Raw genomic sequence first — 17,527 nt, forward strand, 5'->3', positions numbered from 1 at the left:
CTGACAGAACACGGCTCAAATGTGGGAGGGGGCTTGCTCCCGATTGCGGTGTCTCAGTGGATAGAGCAGGTAACTGATTCACCGCCATCGGGGGCAAGCCCCCTCCCACACTTGAATTCGGTTTCGTCAGTTATTCAGCAATTTACGGGTTAACCGATGCTATTCAACCAAGCCTCACGCCTGGCCAAGATCAACAGCCCCCTCGGGCCGGATGTGCTGCTGCTCAATGAAATGGGCGGCGGCGAAGAGCTGGGGCGGCTGTTCAACTATGAGCTGCAGCTGACGTCCCTGAACGCCAACATCGACCTCAACCAGTTGCTGGGCAAGCCGATGAGCGTCGGCCTGCAACTGGCGGACGGCGGCGAACGGCACTTCCACGGTATCGTCGCGCGTTGCAGCCAGAACATCGACCAGGGCCAATTCGCCAGTTACCAGGTGACGCTGCGCCCGTGGTTCTGGCTGCTGAGCCGCACCTCGGACTGCCGGATTTTCCAGAACCTGAGCATCCCGCAGATCATCAAGCAGGTGTTCCGCGACCTGGGGTTTTCCGACTTCGAAGACGCCCTGAGCCGGCCTTACCGCGAGTGGGAATACTGCGTGCAGTACCGCGAGACCAGCTTCGATTTCGTCAGCCGGTTGATGGAACAGGAAGGCATCTACTACTACTTCCGCCATGAACAGGACCGTCACGTGCTGGTACTGGCCGACGCCTATGGCGCCCACACCACGGTGCCGGGCTATGCGTCGATCCCGTATTACCCCAAGGACGAGCAACAGCGCGAACGCGACCATATGCACAACTGGCACCTGGCGCAGGAGGTGCAGCCGGGTTCGCTGGAGCTTAACGACTACGACTTCCAGCGCCCCAGCGCGAGCATCGACGTGCGCTCGGCCATGCCGCGCCCGCACACCGCCGGCGACTACCCGCTGTACGACTACCCCGGCACCTACGTGCAAAGCGCCGACGGCGAACACTACGCACGCACCCGTATCGAAGCCCTGCAAACCTTGCATGAGCAGATTGAGTTCGCCGGCAATGCCCGCGGCCTCGGCTCCGGTCATCTGTTCAGCCTCACCGGCTTCAGCCGCCAGGACCAGAACCGCGAATACCTGATCGTCGGCTGCCGCTACTACATCGTCCAGGAAAGCCTGGAAAGCGGCGGCGGTTCAGGCTCGGCGCAGTTTGAAAGCAGCCTGACCTGCATCCCCGCGCAACAAAGCTACCGCACCCTGCCCACCACCCATCGGCCGGTGGTCAAAGGCCCGCAGACCGCCCTGGTCGTTGGCCCCAAAGGCGAAGAAATCTGGACCGACCAGTACGGTCGCGTGAAGGTGCATTTTTACTGGGACCGTCACGACCAATCCAACGAAAACAGCTCGTGCTGGATTCGCGTGTCGCAATCCTGGGCCGGCAAGAACTGGGGCTCCATGCAGATCCCACGGATCGGCCAGGAAGTGATTGTCAGCTTCCTCGAAGGCGACCCCGACCGGCCGATCATCACAGGGCGGGTGTACAACGCCGAGCAGACGGTGCCTTACGATTTGCCCGAGAACGCGACCCAGAGCGGCATGAAAAGCCGTTCGAGCAAAGGCGGCACGCCGGCCAACTTCAATGAAATCCGCATGGAGGACAAGAAGGGCCTGGAGCAGTTGTACATCCATGCCGAGCGTAATCAGGACATTGTGGTGGAGGTGGATGAGAGCCACTCGGTGGGGCATGACCGGAATAAAAGCATTGGCCATGACGAGGTAGTGACGATTGGCAACGACCGCGTGCGTGCGGTCAAGCATGACGACATGCTTATGGTGGGGTTCAGCAAAACCGACGCCATCAGCAAGAGCTATCTAATTGAAGTGGGCGAAAACTTGCGCCTGGTTTGCGGCAAAAGCGTGCTGGAGCTCAACGCCAGCGGCCAGATCAATCTCACTGGTGTGCAGATCAATGTGTATTCCGAGGGCAGCTCCGAGATCAACACCGGCGGCAATCTGCATTTGAACATTGGCGGCAAAGGCGGTACCACACCCATGGGCCAAGGGGTCAAGGGTGAAATCGACGCGGCCGTCAATTCCATGTTTCCCAAGCCGCCTTCCGGCCAATAACGAGATTCCGTTTCATGACCTATCAACTCAATGAACTGCAATTCACGCTGCCCAGCGATGACGTTCAAGATGCTTCCATCAATATTCTGAAGTTCGCTGCTCTGGGTACGTCGTTGATCGTAAGCCGTAGCCTCCTAGATGAGGGTGAAACGCTGCAAAGCAACTTCGAAGAGCAACTGGCGAAGCTGGAGAAGCAGGTACAGGACTTGCGCTACCAACCGGCCAAGGCACTTCGTGTAGGCGCGGCGCAGGATATAGACGCCATCGAAGTGCATAACCAGTTCAGCAAGGGCACCGAGCGTATTCATCAATACCAGTTAGCGCTTGTGATACCCGGCACTCGGCAGATGCTTGCCCTGAGTTATGTCAAAGCCCAACCCCTGGGCGATGCTGAAAGTGCCCATTGGGCAACCATCAAAAGCACCCTGCAGTTGAATCCCAAGCCTTGAAGTCCCTCATCCATGTCTGACGCTCTCTGGGCGGCACGTCTCGGCGACGGCCTGCTGCACACCTCGGCGATGGCCGACATCTTGGGCGGCGTGCTGGAAATTGCGGCCAACATCGCTATTACGGCCGTCGCCACTGCTGCGATTGTGGCCGCCACCGGTATTACCGTCGTTACCGGCGGTCTGGGCTGCTTTGTGCTCGGCGCGGTGGTGGGCATCATCGTCGGTATAGGCATGAGCAAGACGGGGGCGGACAAGGGACTGACAAAGGTCTGTGACTGGATAGGCAATGCGTTATTCCCGCCGGTGGTGATGGCAACCATCGCCACCGGCTCCCACAACACCTTTACCAACGGCATACCCTCTGCACGTGCCGCAGGCGCTATCGGCCCGGTCAGTTCGCAACCCGCCGAAGGTGGTAGTCCCGAAGAAGCCAGCTACCTTGACATGGCCAAGGGTTTCTTCTCGCAGATGTGGCGACCCACAGTGGCGGTTCCTGCACCAGGCGCAGTACCCAAACCACTGGATATTGTGATCTGCACCAAACATCCACCGATGCCGCCGCAGTTTATTGCCGAAGGCTCCAGCAAGGTCACTATCAACGGTCAGCCGGCCGCCCGCAGCGGTGACCGAAGCACATGCGACGCCTCGATTGTCGAGTCGGGGATGATCTCCAGCAACGTGCGTATTGGCGGAAGCCCCGTGGTGGTGCGCGAGATCCGCAGTGGCAAGACACCCGGTGTCGGGCTGGCGGTGACCGCACTGTTGATGCTGCGTGGTGGCGGCTCCAAGTTTTTCAGCAAGCTGCCGTGCATGGTCGTTGGCGGACTGGTGTCGTGGGGCACCAGCCAAGTGACCAATGCCATTACCTCTGCAGTAGCAGGCTCGCCCAACCCGGTACACAGCTCCACTGGCGCGAAAATTCTTGATGGGGAAGACGATCTGGACTTCGCCCTGCCCGGCCTGCTCCCTATCGAGTGGCAGCGCTACTACAGCAGTCGGGACGAGCGTCGCGACGGTCTGTTCGGTGCCAGCTGGAGCGTGATCTACGAGGTCTGCGTCGAGATTGGCGTACACCCCGAAGGTGGGGAACGGCTGGTCTATACCGATGAGCAAGCGCGACAGATCGACATGGGCGTCATCCCGCTTGGCGGTGCCGTATTCAGCGCAGGAGAAGGCTTGAGCGTACGGCGCAATACCAATGGCCAACTACTGATTGAAAGCGTTGATGGGCTCTATCGGCTATTCGAACCAACGCCGGGCACCGCCTCGCGCCTGCGCCTTAGCCAATTGGGGGATCGCAACGACAATCGAATCTTCCTCGACTATGACGTACAGGGTCGGCTGAGCCAGTTACGAGATACCTTCGACCATGTGCGTGTCGAACTTGTTTACAGCCAGAAATGGCCGGCGCGAGTGGAACAAGTCGAGCGGCTATACCCCGATCACAGCCGCGAAACCCTTGTCAGTTACGGCTACGATGCTCGCGGCGACCTCGCCGAAGTTCGCGATCCCGACGCACATGTGCAACGCCGCTTCACCTACGACAGCGGCCAGCGCATGGTCGAGCATCAGCTGCCCACCGGGCTGCGTTGTTACTACCAATGGGGCTGCGTGGACGGCAGCGAATGGCGCGTGGTGCGGCACTGGACCGACGAAGGTGACGAGTACCGGTTCGACTATGACCTGGCGGCCGGCGTGACGCGTATTACTGATGGCTTGCAGCGTCTCAGCACACGCCGCTGGAACCCGCAGTACCAGATCACTGAGTACACCGACAACCTGGGAAAAACCTGGCAGTTTGAATGGAATGACGAGCGTCAGTTGCTCAGCGCCACAGATCCACAAGGCGGCAAATGGCAGTTCGGCTACGACGAGTCCGGCAACCTGTGCAGCACTCAGGATCCGTTGGGGCGTATCGAATCGACATTGTGGCTGGAGCATTGGTCGCTGCCGCTGGTGGAGACCGATGCGGCAGGCCACGCGTGGCAATATCAGTACGACCAGCGGGGCAATTGCGTCAGTGAAATCGACCCGTTGGGGCATGTCACGCGGTATCGCTACGATACGTTTGGACAGGTGGTGGAAATCATCGATGCCACGGGTAAAAGCAAAACCCTGCGCTGGAATGAAACCGGGCAATTAATCCAGCATATCGATTGTTCAGGGTATCCCACAGCGTTCGAGTACGACCGCCAGGGCCATTTGCAGGTGGTCGTCGACGCCTTGGGTGAACGACAGCGTTATCGACACGACAGCCAAGGCCGGCTGTTGCAGACCGAAATGCCGGACGGTCGCACCGAACAGTACCTGCGCGACACCAGCGGTCTGTTGATCGGCTATACCGATGCAGCGGGACACACCACCCGCTACCAATACGGGCGCCGCGGGCAAGTGCGCCAACGAATAGATGCACACGGCCGGCAGATTGAGTTCCGCTATGACGCTTACGGACACCTCCAAACCCTGACCAATGAAAATGGCGAGAGTTACCGCTTTACCTGGGACCCGTGCGACCGTCTGGTAGAGCAGCAAGACCTCGACGGCAGCGCCCGACGTTATGCCTATGACCTTCTGGATAACGTAGCCGCCGTCGAGTACGTGCCCACCGGGCACACACCCGAACCTTCAATTGTGCATCGACTCGAACGAGATGCAGTGGGCCGCTTGCTGTTGAAACAAACCGATGATGGTCGCACCGAATACGCCTACGACCCGTTGGACCAACTCACCGCTGTCACCTTCATCGGCAATGACGAAACCACCCAGGCACTGGCCTTCGCCTACGACGCGCGCGGCCAACTGCTCATCGAACAAAGCGCCACCGGCAGCCTGAACTACCACTACGATGAGCTCGGCAACCTGATCCAGACGCAGTTGCCCGACGGCCGTTGGCTCAACCGCCTGTACTACGGCAGCGGCCACCTGCATCAGATCAACCTCGACGGCCGCGTCATCTGCGACTTCGAACGCGACCGCCTGCACCGTGAAGTCCTGCGTACCCAGGGCCAGATCACCACGCGCAGCGAATATGACCGCAGCGGCCGCCTGCGCTCACGGATACGCCGCCCCAATGGCCAGCCCACGCAACTGCCGGCCGCCCAGCAAAAACACTTCGACTATGACCCGACCGATAACCTGATCGGCCGCCTGGAGCGGGACCGCGATAACCGTCGGGATCAGCGCCAACTGCTGCACTACGACGCGACCGGGCGCATCATCGCCAGCCAGGACAACGCCCAGGGCCAGCAGGAAACTTTCACCTACGACGCCGCGGCCAACCTGCTGGACGGACCGCCAGCAGGTGCAGGGTTGGTCGTGCATAACAAGCTGTTGACCTATCAGGACAAGCGCTACCGTTATGACGGTTTCGGTCGAATGATCGAAAAGCGCAGCGCTGTGCGTGGTGTGCAATATTTCGCCTACGATGCCGAGCATCGCTTGATTGAAATCCGTAGCCAGAAGGATGGACGCGAAACGGTCGTGAAAATGACCTATGACCCGGTTGGGCGGCGCATCGCTAAAACCGAACATGACAACAATGGCTACCCGTTGGGTGAAACCCGCTTTGATTGGGAAGGCCTGCGCCTGCTGCAGGAACACCGGCACAGCCAGACCAGCCTCTATATCTATGAAGAAGACGGCTATGCACCGCTGGCTCGAGTGGACGGCACGGGTGAGCATCAAAGCGTGCGCTACTACCACAACGATCTGAATGGGTTGCCTGAACAACTGACCGAAGCTGATGGGAAAACGGTGTGGCAGGCGCGGTATCAGGTGTGGGGGAATACATTTGATGAGGTGCGTGAAGCGTACTTTATCGAAGAGCAGAATTTGCGGTTCCAGGGGCAGTATCTGGATCGGGAGATTGGGCTGCACTACAACACGTTTCGGTTTTATGATCCGGATGTGGGGCGGTTTACGACCCGAGATCCGATAGCGCTGACGGGCGGTCTGAACCTCTACCAGTACTCACCAAACCCTATTGGTTGGATTGACCCACTTGGTTGGGAAACCTGCCGACTGTCCAAGGCCGACAAAGCGAAGATGGGACCTAAACCCAAGGCACACGAGATGACGAACCCGCATCGTCACCACATCGTGCGCGAAAAAGCACCCAAGAATTGGACGGACAGTAATCGTCGCTATGTGGCACATGCCCAGGGAATTCTGAAAAAATTCGGTATTGGCTTGAATGACGATCCGCGCAACTTTGTATGGGCACCCAACGGTAGCGGAAACCATACAATCGCAGCATCGAAAAAGGTCTCTGAAGCCCTTGCTATAGCCCGCAAAGGCGGTAAGAGCGAGGTAATTAAGACATTACAATCCATGGGCAAAGAAATGAGAAAGGGAGTGTTCCTAGATGACTAGCCTAGAGAAAGCATATGGTGAGGACGCCCCCCTTATTCGAGAACTTTATGCCCATATCGAATCCGGGGATCTTGCCTTTATACGTACCGAGTTAACCAAGCGCCCGCAGCTTATTGAGCCTCCTCGTTTGAATCTAGTCAGTTACCCTGGCCTCCTTCATCACGCTGCAGAATATAACCAACTTGCCATATGCCAATTGCTAGTTGAGCTGGGTACCGATATCAATCAACCCACCGTAGGCTCAGGAAACACGACACCGCTAGCGGTGGCGGCCGAAAATGGGCACTTGGAAATCGTTCGATGGCTATTGGAGGCTGGTGCAGAAGTCGACGGCTCACCTCTCTCGGTGACATCACCCCTGATAACAGCCGTCACGTTCGGACAGGCTGCGGCCGTTGATCTATTGCTGGATCACCATGCAGACGTCAATCAACTGCACGCCAAATTCAACCGAACCGCCTTGGACCTAGCGCGATCTTGGGATTTCCCGAAGATCGCCGAACGTCTTGAAGCACAGGGAGCTGTTTCCGCGATTGAAAAAGACGCCGATGAAGAATCAATTCCCGGCGCGCCTATAGTCAACTTTGTCAGTGAAACCGCCGGCTGGGTGCTTCCTGAAAAGGTCACTCCCCAACTGCAAGGTGCGGGTGTGAAACTCAGAGTCAGTTGCATCGCCGACAAAAACGACTACAAGCTACTGTTCACCCTTGGGCTGTTTACGCAAAAGCCACGAACAGAACTTTTTATCTGCCTGCCTGGAAATTGGCGGATGCCCAGACAAGGCTTTCCTATCGATAGTCCCTGGATGTTTCCTCAAGGCCTACTTTCTGAGCTTTCAAAACGTACAATGGAAAAGGCTCCTTTATCTGAGGGCCAAATCATATTGCGCTCAGAACCATGCTTAAGCTCGCTGGGCTGGCCAGCCGATATTGACGCGCTGGTTGTCGTGGATAAGATCTGGACTACAAATGAAGAGGTCGGCCATCACGATGATTCGGTAAAACTCTTCGTTCTGGTGCCACTTAAATTGCCGAAGAAGGGACCACCACAAGGTACCGCCTTGGACAGCCTTCTTGAGAAAAAACGTAAAGCCAGTTGGAAAAGCATTGCGCTAACCTCACCATTACAATTTTGATAAGGGAAAACAGCGTCGGAAAATGGGGCAATTTATTTAGCTTTCTAAATTGATTCGCCCCCTCACCCACGTACCTGTTGGACGATCCGTGGGGTGGCGAGAAAGACCAGGCACTCGTCGAAGGCATTCGCTAAAGCACTCATCAGCGCTCACAAAAAATGGGCACCCAACCAACCCAATCGGCGTGCCCATCTTCTTTACCGCCCCGCCTCCCTTCGAGACGGTACTGCGCGTTACGCGTTAACGGTATCTTTCAGCGATTTACCCGGCTTGAACGCAACCGTATTGCTCGCCTTGATTTTCACTGGCTCACCGGTTTGCGGGTTTTTGCCAGTGCGGGCGCCGCGGTGGCGTTGCAGGAAGGTGCCGAAACCTACCAGGGTGACGCTGTCCTTGCGGTGCAGGGCGCCGGTGATTTCTTCAAGAACGGCGTTGAGGACGCGGTTGGCCTGCTCTTTGGTGAGATCCGCTTTTTCAGCGATGGCGGCTGCGAGTTCTGGTTTACGCATATGTGAAGCCTCTTTGACGGTTTTTTGTTGTTATGTCCGTGCCACTCTCTGACGGAGCGGCGCCCAAAGCGCCGCAGGCTCTACTCTGCGGCAGACGGGAATGAGGATGGCATGCCGCCGGACGCCGCGCCAGTCTCGCGGCGACCTTTCTGAGGTGAAAAACATGCTTATTCCGACAGAACGACCGGTATTTACGCCAACAACGGCGGAAGTTCTTTATTGAGGGCCAGTTTTTCCATCACGGCCGCGCCGGTCAGCGCATAACCCAGCAAGCGGCCACTGGCGTCGCGGCACAGGGCCTTGATGTCGGCGCCTTGGCCTTCGACGCTCCATACACCCTCGGTGCCGCGTGGCGGGGGCGAGACCACCAGCGGGCAGGCCGGGGTTTTCACGGTGACGGGCATGGGGCCGTAGCTGACGGCGGTGGCGTTGCCGGCCAGGGTCTGGGCCAGGGCGCGGGCGCAGGTCATCAGGGGCATGACATACAGCAGGTTCAAGCCGTCGACCTCGGCGCAGTCGCCCAGGGCGTAGATATTGGCGTGGGAGGTCTTGAGGTGGCGGTCCACCATGATGCCGCGGTTGGTTTGCAGGCCGGCGGCGGCGGCCAGGTCGGTGCGCGGTCGCAGGCCGATGGCCGAGACCACCAGGTCGCAGGGGATCACTTTACCGCCCGAAAGATGGGCTTCAAGCCCGTTTGCCGTGCGTTGCAGACGGTTGAGCACCGGCCCTAGGTGGAAACGCGCGCCCAGGCTTTCCAGCCCGGCCTGCACGGCCGCGGCCGCCGCCGGGTGCAGCAGGGTCGGCATGACTTGCTCGCAGGGTGCAACCAGGTCGACTTCATAGCCGCCAAGCATCAGGTCGTTGGCGAATTCACAGCCGATCAGGCCGGCGCCGAGCAGCAGCACACGGCGCTTGCCGGCTGCGGCGGTGCGAAAGCGCGCATAGTCTTCGAGGTCGTTGATCGGGAAAATCAGTTCAGCCGCATCGCCCTCGACGGGCACCTGTACGGTCTGGGCGCCCCAGGCCAGGACCAGGTCGCGGTAAGCCACCGCCTCCTCGCCGATCCACAGGCGCTTGTGGCCTGGGTCAATGCCGCTGACACGCGTGTGGGTGCGCACTTGGGCCTTGAGCTGCTCGGCCATGGCGCCCGGTTCAGCCATGCTCAGGCCGTCGGCTTCCTTGTTTTTGCCAAAGCCGGTGGAGAGCATGGGCTTGGAGTAGGAACGCCCGTCATCCGCGGTGATCAGCAGCAAGGGGGTTTCGCTGTCGAGCTTGCGAAACTCCCGGGCCACGTTGTAACCGGCCAGTCCTGTGCCGATGATCACGACAGGTGCGTTCATTCCATTCTCCTTGTAGTACGTTTCTCAAATGTTCAGATCAGCCGATTTCGATCATTTCGAAATCCATCTTGCCCACGCCGCAGTCTGGGCACAGCCAGTCGGCCGGCACATCTTCCCAGCGCGTGCCTGGCGCAATTCCGTCATCCGGCCAGCCGTCTGCTTCGTTGTAAATAAGGCCACAGACGATACATTGCCACTTCTTCATTACTTGCTTCCTCAGGGTCCAGGCAGATTGGCCGGCGGTCGATGGATCCAGCGTTGCCGCACGGCTCAGGGCGTTTTGTACTGATCGGGGGCGCCAGATGCAAGCCTGATCGACGCAAGGCGCCGGTTCTGCCCGGCAAAAGTCCAAGGTGCCATGGTAAGCTCGCCGCCTCTTTTGCCGCCCATACTGACTCACCGTGCCGCATTCAATCGCCCTTCCCGATGCTTGCCGATGGCTGACCCAGAGCCGTCTGAGCCCTCTTCCCGCGCCTTTGGCCCTTGCCTGGCTGTTCGATGAAGGCTCGCTGACGCGACGGCTGACGCGGCTGTCAAACGATGGCTTCAGCGTGACGCCACTGTTCGAAGGCTGGCAGCCGCTGCGGGACGATGAGTGTGCCGCCCTTGAGCTTGCCCCGGCCACGGTAGGCTGGGTACGCGAAGTGTATTTGCGCGGGCATGGCCAGCCGTGGGTATTTGCCCGAAGCGTCGCATCACGCAGTGCCTTGCAGGGCGACGGCTTGCATATGGACGAACTGGGCAGCCGTTCGCTGGGGGAGTTGCTGTTCTGCGACCGCGCATTCACCCGGCGGGCGATCGAAGTGTGCCGTTATCCCCGGCATTGGCTGCCGACCACCGACCAGGCCGACGAACTATGGGCCCGCCGCTCGCGCTTCGACCGTGGGGGGCTGAGCGTGCTGGTGGCGGAGATCTTCCTGCCGGGCTTCTGGCAGGCGCTGCATGACCATCCGGAGAACTGCTGATGTATCAACGCTTGCTCAAGTCCTTGAACCGCTTGAACCCCAGGGCCTGGGACTTTATTCAGTTGACACGCATGGACAAGCCCATCGGCATTTACCTGTTGCTGTGGCCTACGCTGTGGGCGCTGTGGATTGCCGGCAAGGGCTCGCCGTCGCTGGCTAATATCGTGATTTTCGTGCTGGGCGTGATACTCACCCGGGCCGGCGGCTGCGTGATCAACGACTGGGCCGATCGCAAGGTCGACGGCCATGTAAAGCGCACGGCACAACGCCCGCTGGCCAGCGGCAAGATCAGTTCAAAAGAGGCGCTGGTGTTCTTTGCGCTGCTGATGGGCATCAGTTTCCTGCTGGTATTGCTCACCAACGCCACCACCATCCTGCTGTCCCTTGGCGGCCTGGCGCTAGCGGCAAGCTACCCGTTCATGAAGCGCTACACCTATTACCCGCAGGTGGTGCTGGGCGCAGCGTTTTCCTGGGGCATGCCGATGGCGTTTACCGCCCAAACCGGTGATCTGCCGGCCACCGCATGGCTGTTGTACATCGCCAACCTGTTGTGGACGGTGGGTTATGACACTTATTACGCCATGACCGACCGCGACGACGACTTGAAGATCGGCGTGAAATCCACCGCAATTCTGTTCGGCGATGCCGACCGGGTGATCATCCTCACGTTGCAGGGCCTGGCGCTGGTGTGCCTGTTGCTGGCGGGCGTGCGGTTTGAGCTGGGCGGCTGGTTCCACCTGGGGCTGCTGGCGGCGGCGGGCTGTTTTGCCTGGGAGTTCTGGTATACCCGCGACAGGGACCGCATGAAGTGCTTCAAGGCGTTTTTACACAACCACTGGGCGGGGTTGGCGATTTTTGTCGGGATTGTGGTGGATTACGCGGTTCGCTGAGGTTTTGCAGTGCCTGGTCGGACCTCATCGGGGGCAAGCCCCCTCCCACAGGGGAACGCATTTCAAATGTGGGAGGGGGCTTGCCCCCGATGGATTCAGCGGCGCCGCAGGCTTATGGCTTGATGATGTGCCAAACCCCACCCTTGCCGTCACCGGTCTTGTCACCGGCCTTCTTGTCGTCCTTGTAGGTGTACACCGGCTTGCCTTTGTAAGCCCACTGGCTGGTCTGGTCATCACGTGTAATAACCGTCCAATCGCCCGTCTTTGTATCTGTGGATTCAGCCTTCAGCGGTGGCCAGTTGGTCGCGCATTGGTCCTTGCACGCCGACTTGCCGTCGGCATCTTTGTCGAAGGTATAGAGCGTCATGCCCTTGTGATCCACCAACATCCCCTCTTTAGTCATCGCCGGCTCTGCAGCAAACGCCAGGCCTGGCAGTGTCATCACCGCCGATAGCAGCAGGGCTTTCCAGGAAACAGTGCTGTAAGTCATCGGAACCTTCCTTTTGTGGTTGTCAGGATTCGGACCCAAAGGGTAGTCCAGAGTGCCGTGAATTGCCCGAGCGACTAAATTACTGTCACACGACTGCAATAATTCCGTTATCTAATGCGGCGCAAGACAGTTAAATGACAAGAGGATTTTTGAGCATGGTTGGCAGGAGCATTCTGATTGTTGACGACGAAGCGCCCATTCGCGAGATGATCGCCGTTGCGTTGGAAATGGCCGGCTACGACTGCCTGGAGGCGGAGAACTCCCAGCAGGCCCATGCCATTATCGTCGACCGCAAGCCGGACCTGATCCTGCTCGACTGGATGCTGCCCGGCACCTCCGGCATCGAACTGGCCCGCCGCCTCAAGCGCGACGAGCTGACCGGGGACATTCCGATCATCATGCTCACCGCCAAGGGCGAAGAGGACAACAAGATCCAGGGCCTGGAAGTGGGCGCCGATGACTACATCACCAAGCCCTTTTCCCCACGCGAGCTGGTCGCGCGCCTCAAAGCCGTACTGCGCCGTGCCGGCCCGACGGATGGCGAAGCGCCGATCGAAGTCGGCGGCCTGTTGCTGGACCCGATCAGCCACCGCGTGACCATCGACGGCAAGCCTGCCGAGATGGGCCCTACCGAATACCGCCTGCTGCAGTTCTTCATGACCCACCAGGAGCGCGCCTACACCCGTGGCCAGTTGCTGGACCAGGTGTGGGGCGGCAACGTGTACGTGGAAGAGCGCACCGTGGACGTGCATATCCGCCGCCTGCGCAAAGCCTTGGGCGATGCCTATGAGAATCTGGTACAAACCGTGCGCGGCACCGGCTATCGCTTTTCCACCAAGGGCTGAGCCCGTCGCTTCGTGACTCAAGAGCCTGACTTAACAGCTGACAAGGACGCATGTTCAAGTGAACCAGAACTGGCATGGCACCCTGATCCGTCACATGCTTTTGTTGATTACTGGCTGCCTGTTGGTGGGGTTGATCAGTGGCTACTACGGGTGGAGCCTGGCTATCGGCATCGGCCTGTACCTGGGCTGGACCCTCAAGCAACTGTTGCGCCTGCATGAATGGCTGCGCCAGCACAAACCCGACGAAGCGCCACCCGACGGCTACGGCCTGTGGGGCGAGGTGTTCGACAGCATCTACCATCTGCAACGCCGCGACCAACGTGTGCGCGGGCGCCTGCAAGCGGTGATCGATCGGGTGCAGGAGTCGACCGCTGCGCTCAAGGACGCAGTGATCATGCTCGACAGCGACGGCAACCTGGAATGGTGGAACCGCGCGGCCGAAACCCTGCTGGGCCTCAAGACGCCCCAGGACAGCGGCCAACCCGTGACCAACCTGGTACGCCACCCGCGCTTCAAGGAGTACTTCGAGCAAGACAACTACGAAGAAGCCCTGGAGATCCCCTCGCCGACCAATGACCGCGTGCGCATCCAGCTCTACCTGACGCGCTACGGCAACAACGAACACCTGATGCTGGTGCGCGACGTGACCCGCATCCACCAGTTGGAACAGATGCGCAAAGACTTCGTCGCCAACGTTTCCCACGAGCTGCGCACGCCATTGACGGTGATCTGCGGTTACCTGGAGACCCTGTTGGATAACGTTGACGAGATCAACCCGCGCTGGAGCCGTGCCCTGCAACAGATGCAGCAACAAGGTTCGCGCATGCAGACCCTGCTCAACGACCTGCTGTTGCTGGCCAAGCTGGAAGCCACGGATTACCCGTCGGACAACCAACCGGTGGCCGTGCAAAGCCTGTTGCAGACCATCAAGAATGACGCCAAGGCCCTGTCCGGCGAGCGCGGGCAACAGATCAGCCTGGAGGCCGACCCGGCAGTGATGCTCAAGGGCAGTGAGGGTGAATTGCGCAGTGCGTTCTCCAACCTGGTGTTCAATGCCGTGAAATACACCCAGGACAAGGGCACTATCCGCATCCGCTGGTGGGCCGACGCTCAAGGCGCGCACCTGAGCGTGCAGGACTCCGGCATCGGTATCGACGCCAAGCATTTGCCGCGCCTGACCGAACGCTTCTACCGCGTCGATTCCAGCCGCAACTCCAACACCGGCGGCACCGGGCTGGGGCTGGCGATCGTCAAGCATGTGTTGCTGCGCCACCGCGCGCGCCTGGAAATCAGCAGCGTGCTGGGGCATGGCAGTACGTTTACCTGCCATTTCCCGGCGACGCAGGTGACCCGTGCGCGCCTCGTCGGGAATGACGAATAACTCGAAACAACGCAAGACCCAATGTGGGAGGGGGCCCCTCCCACAGTGGATTTGTGTCGTTTTGGAGGGTGTATTCCACACCCCACCCGGCAGCAACCACTAGGCAAGCGCCCCATCAGCGGCTACATTGGCCGACTTGCGCCTGCCTTTCAGGCCCACCCGCCATCCCTTATTGACACACGGAACCTGCAAAACCCCATCATGGACCCTTCCCCTGGTATCACCTTCGCCACACTCTTCGCCGACTTCGGCATGATCCTTTTTGCTCTGATCCTGGTACTGCTCAACGGCTTTTTCGTTGCGGCGGAATTTGCCATGGTCAAACTGCGTTCGACCAGGGTCGAAGCCATCGCCCACACCAACGGCTGGCGCGGGCAGATCCTGCGCACCGTCCACAGCCAGCTCGACGCCTACCTGTCGGCCTGCCAGCTGGGTATCACCCTCGCCTCCCTGGGCCTGGGCTGGGTCGGCGAGCCGGCCTTCGCGCACATCCTCGAACCGCTGTTGGGCGCCGTGGGCGTCGAATCGCCGGAAGTGATCAAGGGCGTGTCGTTCTTTGCGGCGTTCTTCGTGATTTCCTACCTGCACATCGTGGTCGGCGAACTGGCGCCCAAGTCCTGGGCCATTCGCAAGCCTGAGCTGTTGTCGCTGTGGACGGCGGTGCCGCTGTACCTGTTCTACTGGGCCATGTACCCGGCGATCTATCTGCTCAACGCCAGTGCCAACGCTATCTTGCGTATCGCCGGCCAAGGCGAGCCCGGCCCGCACCATGAACACCATTACAGCCGTGAAGAACTCAAGCTGATCCTGCACTCCAGCCGTGGCCAGGACCCGAGCGACCAAGGCATGCGCGTACTGGCTTCGGCGGTGGAAATGGGCGAGCTGGAAGTGGTGGATTGGGCCAACTCCCGGGAAGACCTGGTGACCCTGGACTTCAACGCCCCGCTCAAAGAGATCCTGGCGCTGTTCCGCCGCCACAAATTCAGCCGCTACCCGGTGTATGACGCGGTGCGCAACGAGTTCGTGGGGCTGCTGCACATCAAGGACCTGCTGTTGGAACTGGCAGCCCTGGACCACCTCCCCGAGTCGTTCAACCTGGCCGAACTGACCCGCCCACTGGAGCGTGTGTCGCGCCATATGCCGTTGTCGCAGTTGCTGGAGCAGTTCCGTAAGGGCGGCGCGCACTTCGCCCTGGTGGAAGAAGCCGACGGCAAGATCATCGGCTACCTGACCATGGAAGACGTGCTGGAAGTGTTGGTGGGCGATATCCAGGACGAACACCGCAAGGCCGAGCGCGGCGTCCTGGCCTACCAGCCGGGCAAGCTGCTGGTACGCGGCGATACGCCGTTGTTCAAGGTGGAGCGCCTGTTGGGTGTCGATCTGGACCACATCGAAGCGGAAACCCTGGCCGGGCTGATCTACGACACGCTCAAGCGCGTGCCAGAAGAAGAAGAAGTGCTGGAAGTCGAAGGCCTGCGCATCATCATCAAAAAGATGAAAGGGCCAAAAATCGTGCTGGCCAAGGTGCTGCTGCTGGACTGACCCTCAATTGCCCAACGCAAAGTTGGGCAATGCGCCGACGGGTTGGTTGAACTCATACGGGATCGACACCAACCCCGCCTCGGTGGCCCGCTGCACCACAAAGTGCAGGTGCGGCCCGCTGCTGTTGCCGGTATTGCCCGATAATGCCAGCGGGCTCCCCACCGCCACGCGCTGCCCCGCCCTCACACTGACCGACCCTTGCTTGAGATGCAGGTACACGCCTTGGGTGCCATCATCGTGCTGCACCCGCACAAAATTGCCCGAGGCATCATTGCCGCGCCCGGCCTGCTCGTTCTCGACCTTCACCACCACCCCGCTGCGCGCCGCAATGATCGGCGTGCCTTCGGGCATGGCAATGTCCATGGCGTAGCGGCTCTTGGCGTCGGTGTGGCTGAAGCTGCCGTTGGGGCCTTGGGTCAGGCGGAACGGGCCGCCGCGCCAGGGTAAGGGGTAACGGTAGGCTTGCGGTCGGTAGAGGGGTTTTGGCATGTCGAGCACCGGTCGTCTTACACGCTCGACTCGGCGCTCATGCAGCTCAAACGCTTGAGCGCCCGGGGTGTGCCGGTCGCTGAAAAACACCACGCCATTGGCGTCGGTGGATTTGTAGAGGGTCATGGCCAAGGTCGAGGTAGTGACCGAGGCCAGCCCGCAGCACAGTAAAAGGCGAAGGAGCATGGTGTGAACCTTCCGAAATGACTGAGCGGCAGGTTAGCAAGTGTGGATGACAGCTCTATGCTGGCAGCCCCTTAAAACAAATATCCACGTTCATCTGCGCGGCTGCCGACAAATTGACCAAAGCATCCAGCGAAAGTTTGTCGATCTTGCCGGTGAGTACGTCGTTGAGGCGGGGCTGACTGATACCCAGTCTGTGGGCGGCTTCTTTTTGAGAAAGCCCCCAGCCGCGGATGGTTTTGCACAGTTCCAACAACAGTTTTGAACGCAGCCGCATATTGGCGGCTTGCTGAGGGGTATCTTCCAACGCGTCCCAGACGGAGCTGAAACGTTCACCGTGAATGTTTTGATTTGTCATGGCTTAACCTATCTCCTGCAACCTGGCGCGAGCCAGTTCGATATCCCGCCCTTCGGTTTTCTGTGTGGTCTTGCGCAGTGCATGCAGCACATAAACAGCCTCAGGCCGGTTGACCACATAGAACACCCGAAACGCTCCCGACTCCTGAGTAACTCTAATCTCACTGACGCCCCGCCCCATGGTTCTCATCGGCTTGCAATCACAAGGCTGTTCGCCCTGCTGCAAGAGGTCCAACTGAAAACCCACGGCCCTACGGGCATCGAGCGGGAACGCTTTGAGATCCTTGAGCGAGCTTCCTAAAAACACTACGTCCTTGTGCCTTGGCATTGGCCTCTCCTTTCCTGGAAAGAAAAAGCCTAATCGACGATTCGGGCATAAGCGGTGGACGTTTGTTTCAAGGCATAGCAAAGGCTCGATAACGCTGAAGCGTTATCGAGAGACTATATCGAAACAGATATAAATCAAACCAGAAATGGGGAA

At 59.5% G+C, this 17,527-nt stretch carries 16 protein-coding genes; 9 read left to right on the plus strand and 7 right to left on the minus strand.

The genetic code is table 11. From position 1 onward, the window contains the following. Positions 1 to 156 precede the first annotated feature (156 nt). The 4 genes from KSS96_RS00340 to KSS96_RS00355 are packed head-to-tail and all read left to right on the plus strand — an operon-like array spanning position 157 to position 8,055. The gene (locus KSS96_RS00340) at positions 157 to 2,100 is read left to right on the plus strand and encodes a type VI secretion system Vgr family protein (RefSeq protein ID WP_217855560.1); all 1,944 of its coding nucleotides are present in this window, start codon (positions 157 to 159) and stop codon (positions 2,098 to 2,100) included. A 14-nt stretch (positions 2,101 to 2,114) separates the two neighbouring features. After that, positions 2,115 to 2,549 (plus strand): DcrB-related protein, encoded by a 435-nt coding sequence (locus KSS96_RS00345; protein WP_217855561.1) that lies wholly within the window; start codon positions 2,115 to 2,117, stop codon positions 2,547 to 2,549. 12 nt (positions 2,550 to 2,561) lie between these two features. Continuing rightward, entirely contained in the window at positions 2,562 to 6,920 is a 4,359-nt protein-coding gene (locus KSS96_RS00350) for an RHS repeat-associated core domain-containing protein (RefSeq protein WP_217855562.1), read from the plus strand. Next, the gene (locus KSS96_RS00355; protein ID WP_217855563.1) at positions 6,913 to 8,055 is read left to right on the plus strand and encodes an ankyrin repeat domain-containing protein; all 1,143 of its coding nucleotides are present in this window, start codon (positions 6,913 to 6,915) and stop codon (positions 8,053 to 8,055) included. The genes KSS96_RS00350 and KSS96_RS00355 overlap by 8 nt, the downstream gene beginning before the upstream one ends. Positions 8,056 to 8,288: 233 nt before the next feature. Here KSS96_RS00355 and KSS96_RS00360 read toward each other — a convergent pair whose 3' ends face one another. From KSS96_RS00360 to KSS96_RS00370, 3 genes are all read right to left on the minus strand, one after another. Further along, positions 8,289 to 8,564: an HU family DNA-binding protein gene (locus KSS96_RS00360; protein WP_003176958.1), complete on the minus strand. Its 276-nt coding sequence runs from the start codon at positions 8,562 to 8,564 to the stop codon at positions 8,289 to 8,291. 191 nt (positions 8,565 to 8,755) lie between these two features. Continuing rightward, entirely contained in the window at positions 8,756 to 9,904 is a 1,149-nt protein-coding gene (locus KSS96_RS00365) for an NAD(P)/FAD-dependent oxidoreductase (RefSeq protein ID WP_065879240.1), read from the minus strand. A 37-nt stretch (positions 9,905 to 9,941) separates the two neighbouring features. After that, positions 9,942 to 10,109, minus strand: a complete 168-nt coding sequence (locus KSS96_RS00370) for a rubredoxin (RefSeq protein ID WP_017528588.1) — start codon at positions 10,107 to 10,109, stop codon at positions 9,942 to 9,944. A gap of 196 nt (positions 10,110 to 10,305) precedes the next feature. On the opposite strand from KSS96_RS00370, the gene KSS96_RS00375 reads away from it, so the two are divergent. After that, complete coding sequence (locus tag KSS96_RS00375) at positions 10,306 to 10,869, plus strand: chorismate--pyruvate lyase family protein (RefSeq protein WP_017528589.1); 564 nt, start codon at positions 10,306 to 10,308, stop codon at positions 10,867 to 10,869. Further along, positions 10,869 to 11,759: a 4-hydroxybenzoate octaprenyltransferase gene (gene ubiA, locus KSS96_RS00380; protein WP_017528590.1), complete on the plus strand. Its 891-nt coding sequence runs from the start codon at positions 10,869 to 10,871 to the stop codon at positions 11,757 to 11,759. Before KSS96_RS00375 ends, ubiA begins: the two co-directional genes overlap by 1 nt. A gap of 112 nt (positions 11,760 to 11,871) precedes the next feature. Here the strand turns inward: ubiA and KSS96_RS00385 are convergent, their stop codons facing one another. Next, on the minus strand, positions 11,872 to 12,249 hold the full coding sequence (locus KSS96_RS00385; protein ID WP_017528591.1) for a COG4315 family predicted lipoprotein: 378 nt from the start codon (positions 12,247 to 12,249) through the stop codon (positions 11,872 to 11,874). 155 nt (positions 12,250 to 12,404) lie between these two features. Between KSS96_RS00385 and phoB the strand changes: the two genes are divergently transcribed. The 3 genes from phoB to KSS96_RS00400 all read left to right on the plus strand — a co-directional run bounded on the left by phoB (position 12,405) and on the right by KSS96_RS00400 (position 16,017). After that, on the plus strand, positions 12,405 to 13,094 hold the full coding sequence (phoB, locus tag KSS96_RS00390; protein WP_003176964.1) for a phosphate regulon transcriptional regulator PhoB: 690 nt from the start codon (positions 12,405 to 12,407) through the stop codon (positions 13,092 to 13,094). A gap of 94 nt (positions 13,095 to 13,188) precedes the next feature. After that, on the plus strand, positions 13,189 to 14,475 hold the full coding sequence (gene phoR / locus KSS96_RS00395; protein WP_241665008.1) for a phosphate regulon sensor histidine kinase PhoR: 1,287 nt from the start codon (positions 13,189 to 13,191) through the stop codon (positions 14,473 to 14,475). A gap of 201 nt (positions 14,476 to 14,676) precedes the next feature. Then, positions 14,677 to 16,017 (plus strand): hemolysin family protein, encoded by a 1,341-nt coding sequence (locus KSS96_RS00400; RefSeq protein WP_017528593.1) that lies wholly within the window; start codon positions 14,677 to 14,679, stop codon positions 16,015 to 16,017. Positions 16,018 to 16,020: 3 nt separating this feature from the next. Here KSS96_RS00400 and KSS96_RS00405 read toward each other — a convergent pair whose 3' ends face one another. The 3 genes from KSS96_RS00405 to KSS96_RS00415 are packed head-to-tail and all read right to left on the minus strand — an operon-like array spanning position 16,021 to position 17,374. Beyond that, positions 16,021 to 16,692: a M23 family metallopeptidase gene (locus KSS96_RS00405; RefSeq protein ID WP_068936561.1), complete on the minus strand. Its 672-nt coding sequence runs from the start codon at positions 16,690 to 16,692 to the stop codon at positions 16,021 to 16,023. 55 nt (positions 16,693 to 16,747) lie between these two features. Next, on the minus strand, positions 16,748 to 17,047 hold the full coding sequence (locus KSS96_RS00410; protein ID WP_135196223.1) for a helix-turn-helix domain-containing protein: 300 nt from the start codon (positions 17,045 to 17,047) through the stop codon (positions 16,748 to 16,750). Positions 17,048 to 17,050: 3 nt separating this feature from the next. Beyond that, a complete protein-coding gene (locus KSS96_RS00415) occupies positions 17,051 to 17,374 on the minus strand; it encodes a type II toxin-antitoxin system RelE/ParE family toxin (RefSeq protein WP_065879236.1) in 324 nt (107 codons plus the stop codon). Positions 17,375 to 17,527 lie beyond the last annotated feature (153 nt).

The organism is Pseudomonas asgharzadehiana, from assembly GCF_019139815.1.
In the GTDB taxonomy this organism is placed as follows: domain Bacteria; phylum Pseudomonadota; class Gammaproteobacteria; order Pseudomonadales; family Pseudomonadaceae; genus Aquipseudomonas; species Aquipseudomonas asgharzadehiana.

Coding starts and splice junctions, on each gene's coding strand:
- KSS96_RS00340 (WP_217855560.1), top strand. CDS start 157: ATGCTATTCAACCAAGCCTCACGCCTGGCCAAGATCAACAGCCCCCTC.
- KSS96_RS00345 (WP_217855561.1), top strand. CDS start 2,115: ATGACCTATCAACTCAATGAACTGCAATTCACGCTGCCCAGCGATGAC.
- KSS96_RS00350 (WP_217855562.1), top strand. CDS start 2,562: ATGTCTGACGCTCTCTGGGCGGCACGTCTCGGCGACGGCCTGCTGCAC.
- KSS96_RS00355 (WP_217855563.1), top strand. CDS start 6,913: ATGACTAGCCTAGAGAAAGCATATGGTGAGGACGCCCCCCTTATTCGA.
- KSS96_RS00360 (WP_003176958.1), bottom strand. CDS start 8,564: ATGCGTAAACCAGAACTCGCAGCCGCCATCGCTGAAAAAGCGGATCTC.
- KSS96_RS00365 (WP_065879240.1), bottom strand. CDS start 9,904: ATGAACGCACCTGTCGTGATCATCGGCACAGGACTGGCCGGTTACAAC.
- KSS96_RS00370 (WP_017528588.1), bottom strand. CDS start 10,109: ATGAAGAAGTGGCAATGTATCGTCTGTGGCCTTATTTACAACGAAGCA.
- ubiA (WP_017528590.1), top strand. CDS start 10,869: ATGTATCAACGCTTGCTCAAGTCCTTGAACCGCTTGAACCCCAGGGCC.
- KSS96_RS00385 (WP_017528591.1), bottom strand. CDS start 12,249: ATGACTTACAGCACTGTTTCCTGGAAAGCCCTGCTGCTATCGGCGGTG.
- phoB (WP_003176964.1), top strand. CDS start 12,405: ATGGTTGGCAGGAGCATTCTGATTGTTGACGACGAAGCGCCCATTCGC.
- phoR (WP_241665008.1), top strand. CDS start 13,189: ATGCTTTTGTTGATTACTGGCTGCCTGTTGGTGGGGTTGATCAGTGGC.
- KSS96_RS00400 (WP_017528593.1), top strand. CDS start 14,677: ATGGACCCTTCCCCTGGTATCACCTTCGCCACACTCTTCGCCGACTTC.
- KSS96_RS00405 (WP_068936561.1), bottom strand. CDS start 16,692: ATGCTCCTTCGCCTTTTACTGTGCTGCGGGCTGGCCTCGGTCACTACC.
- KSS96_RS00410 (WP_135196223.1), bottom strand. CDS start 17,047: ATGACAAATCAAAACATTCACGGTGAACGTTTCAGCTCCGTCTGGGAC.
- KSS96_RS00415 (WP_065879236.1), bottom strand. CDS start 17,374: ATGCCAAGGCACAAGGACGTAGTGTTTTTAGGAAGCTCGCTCAAGGAT.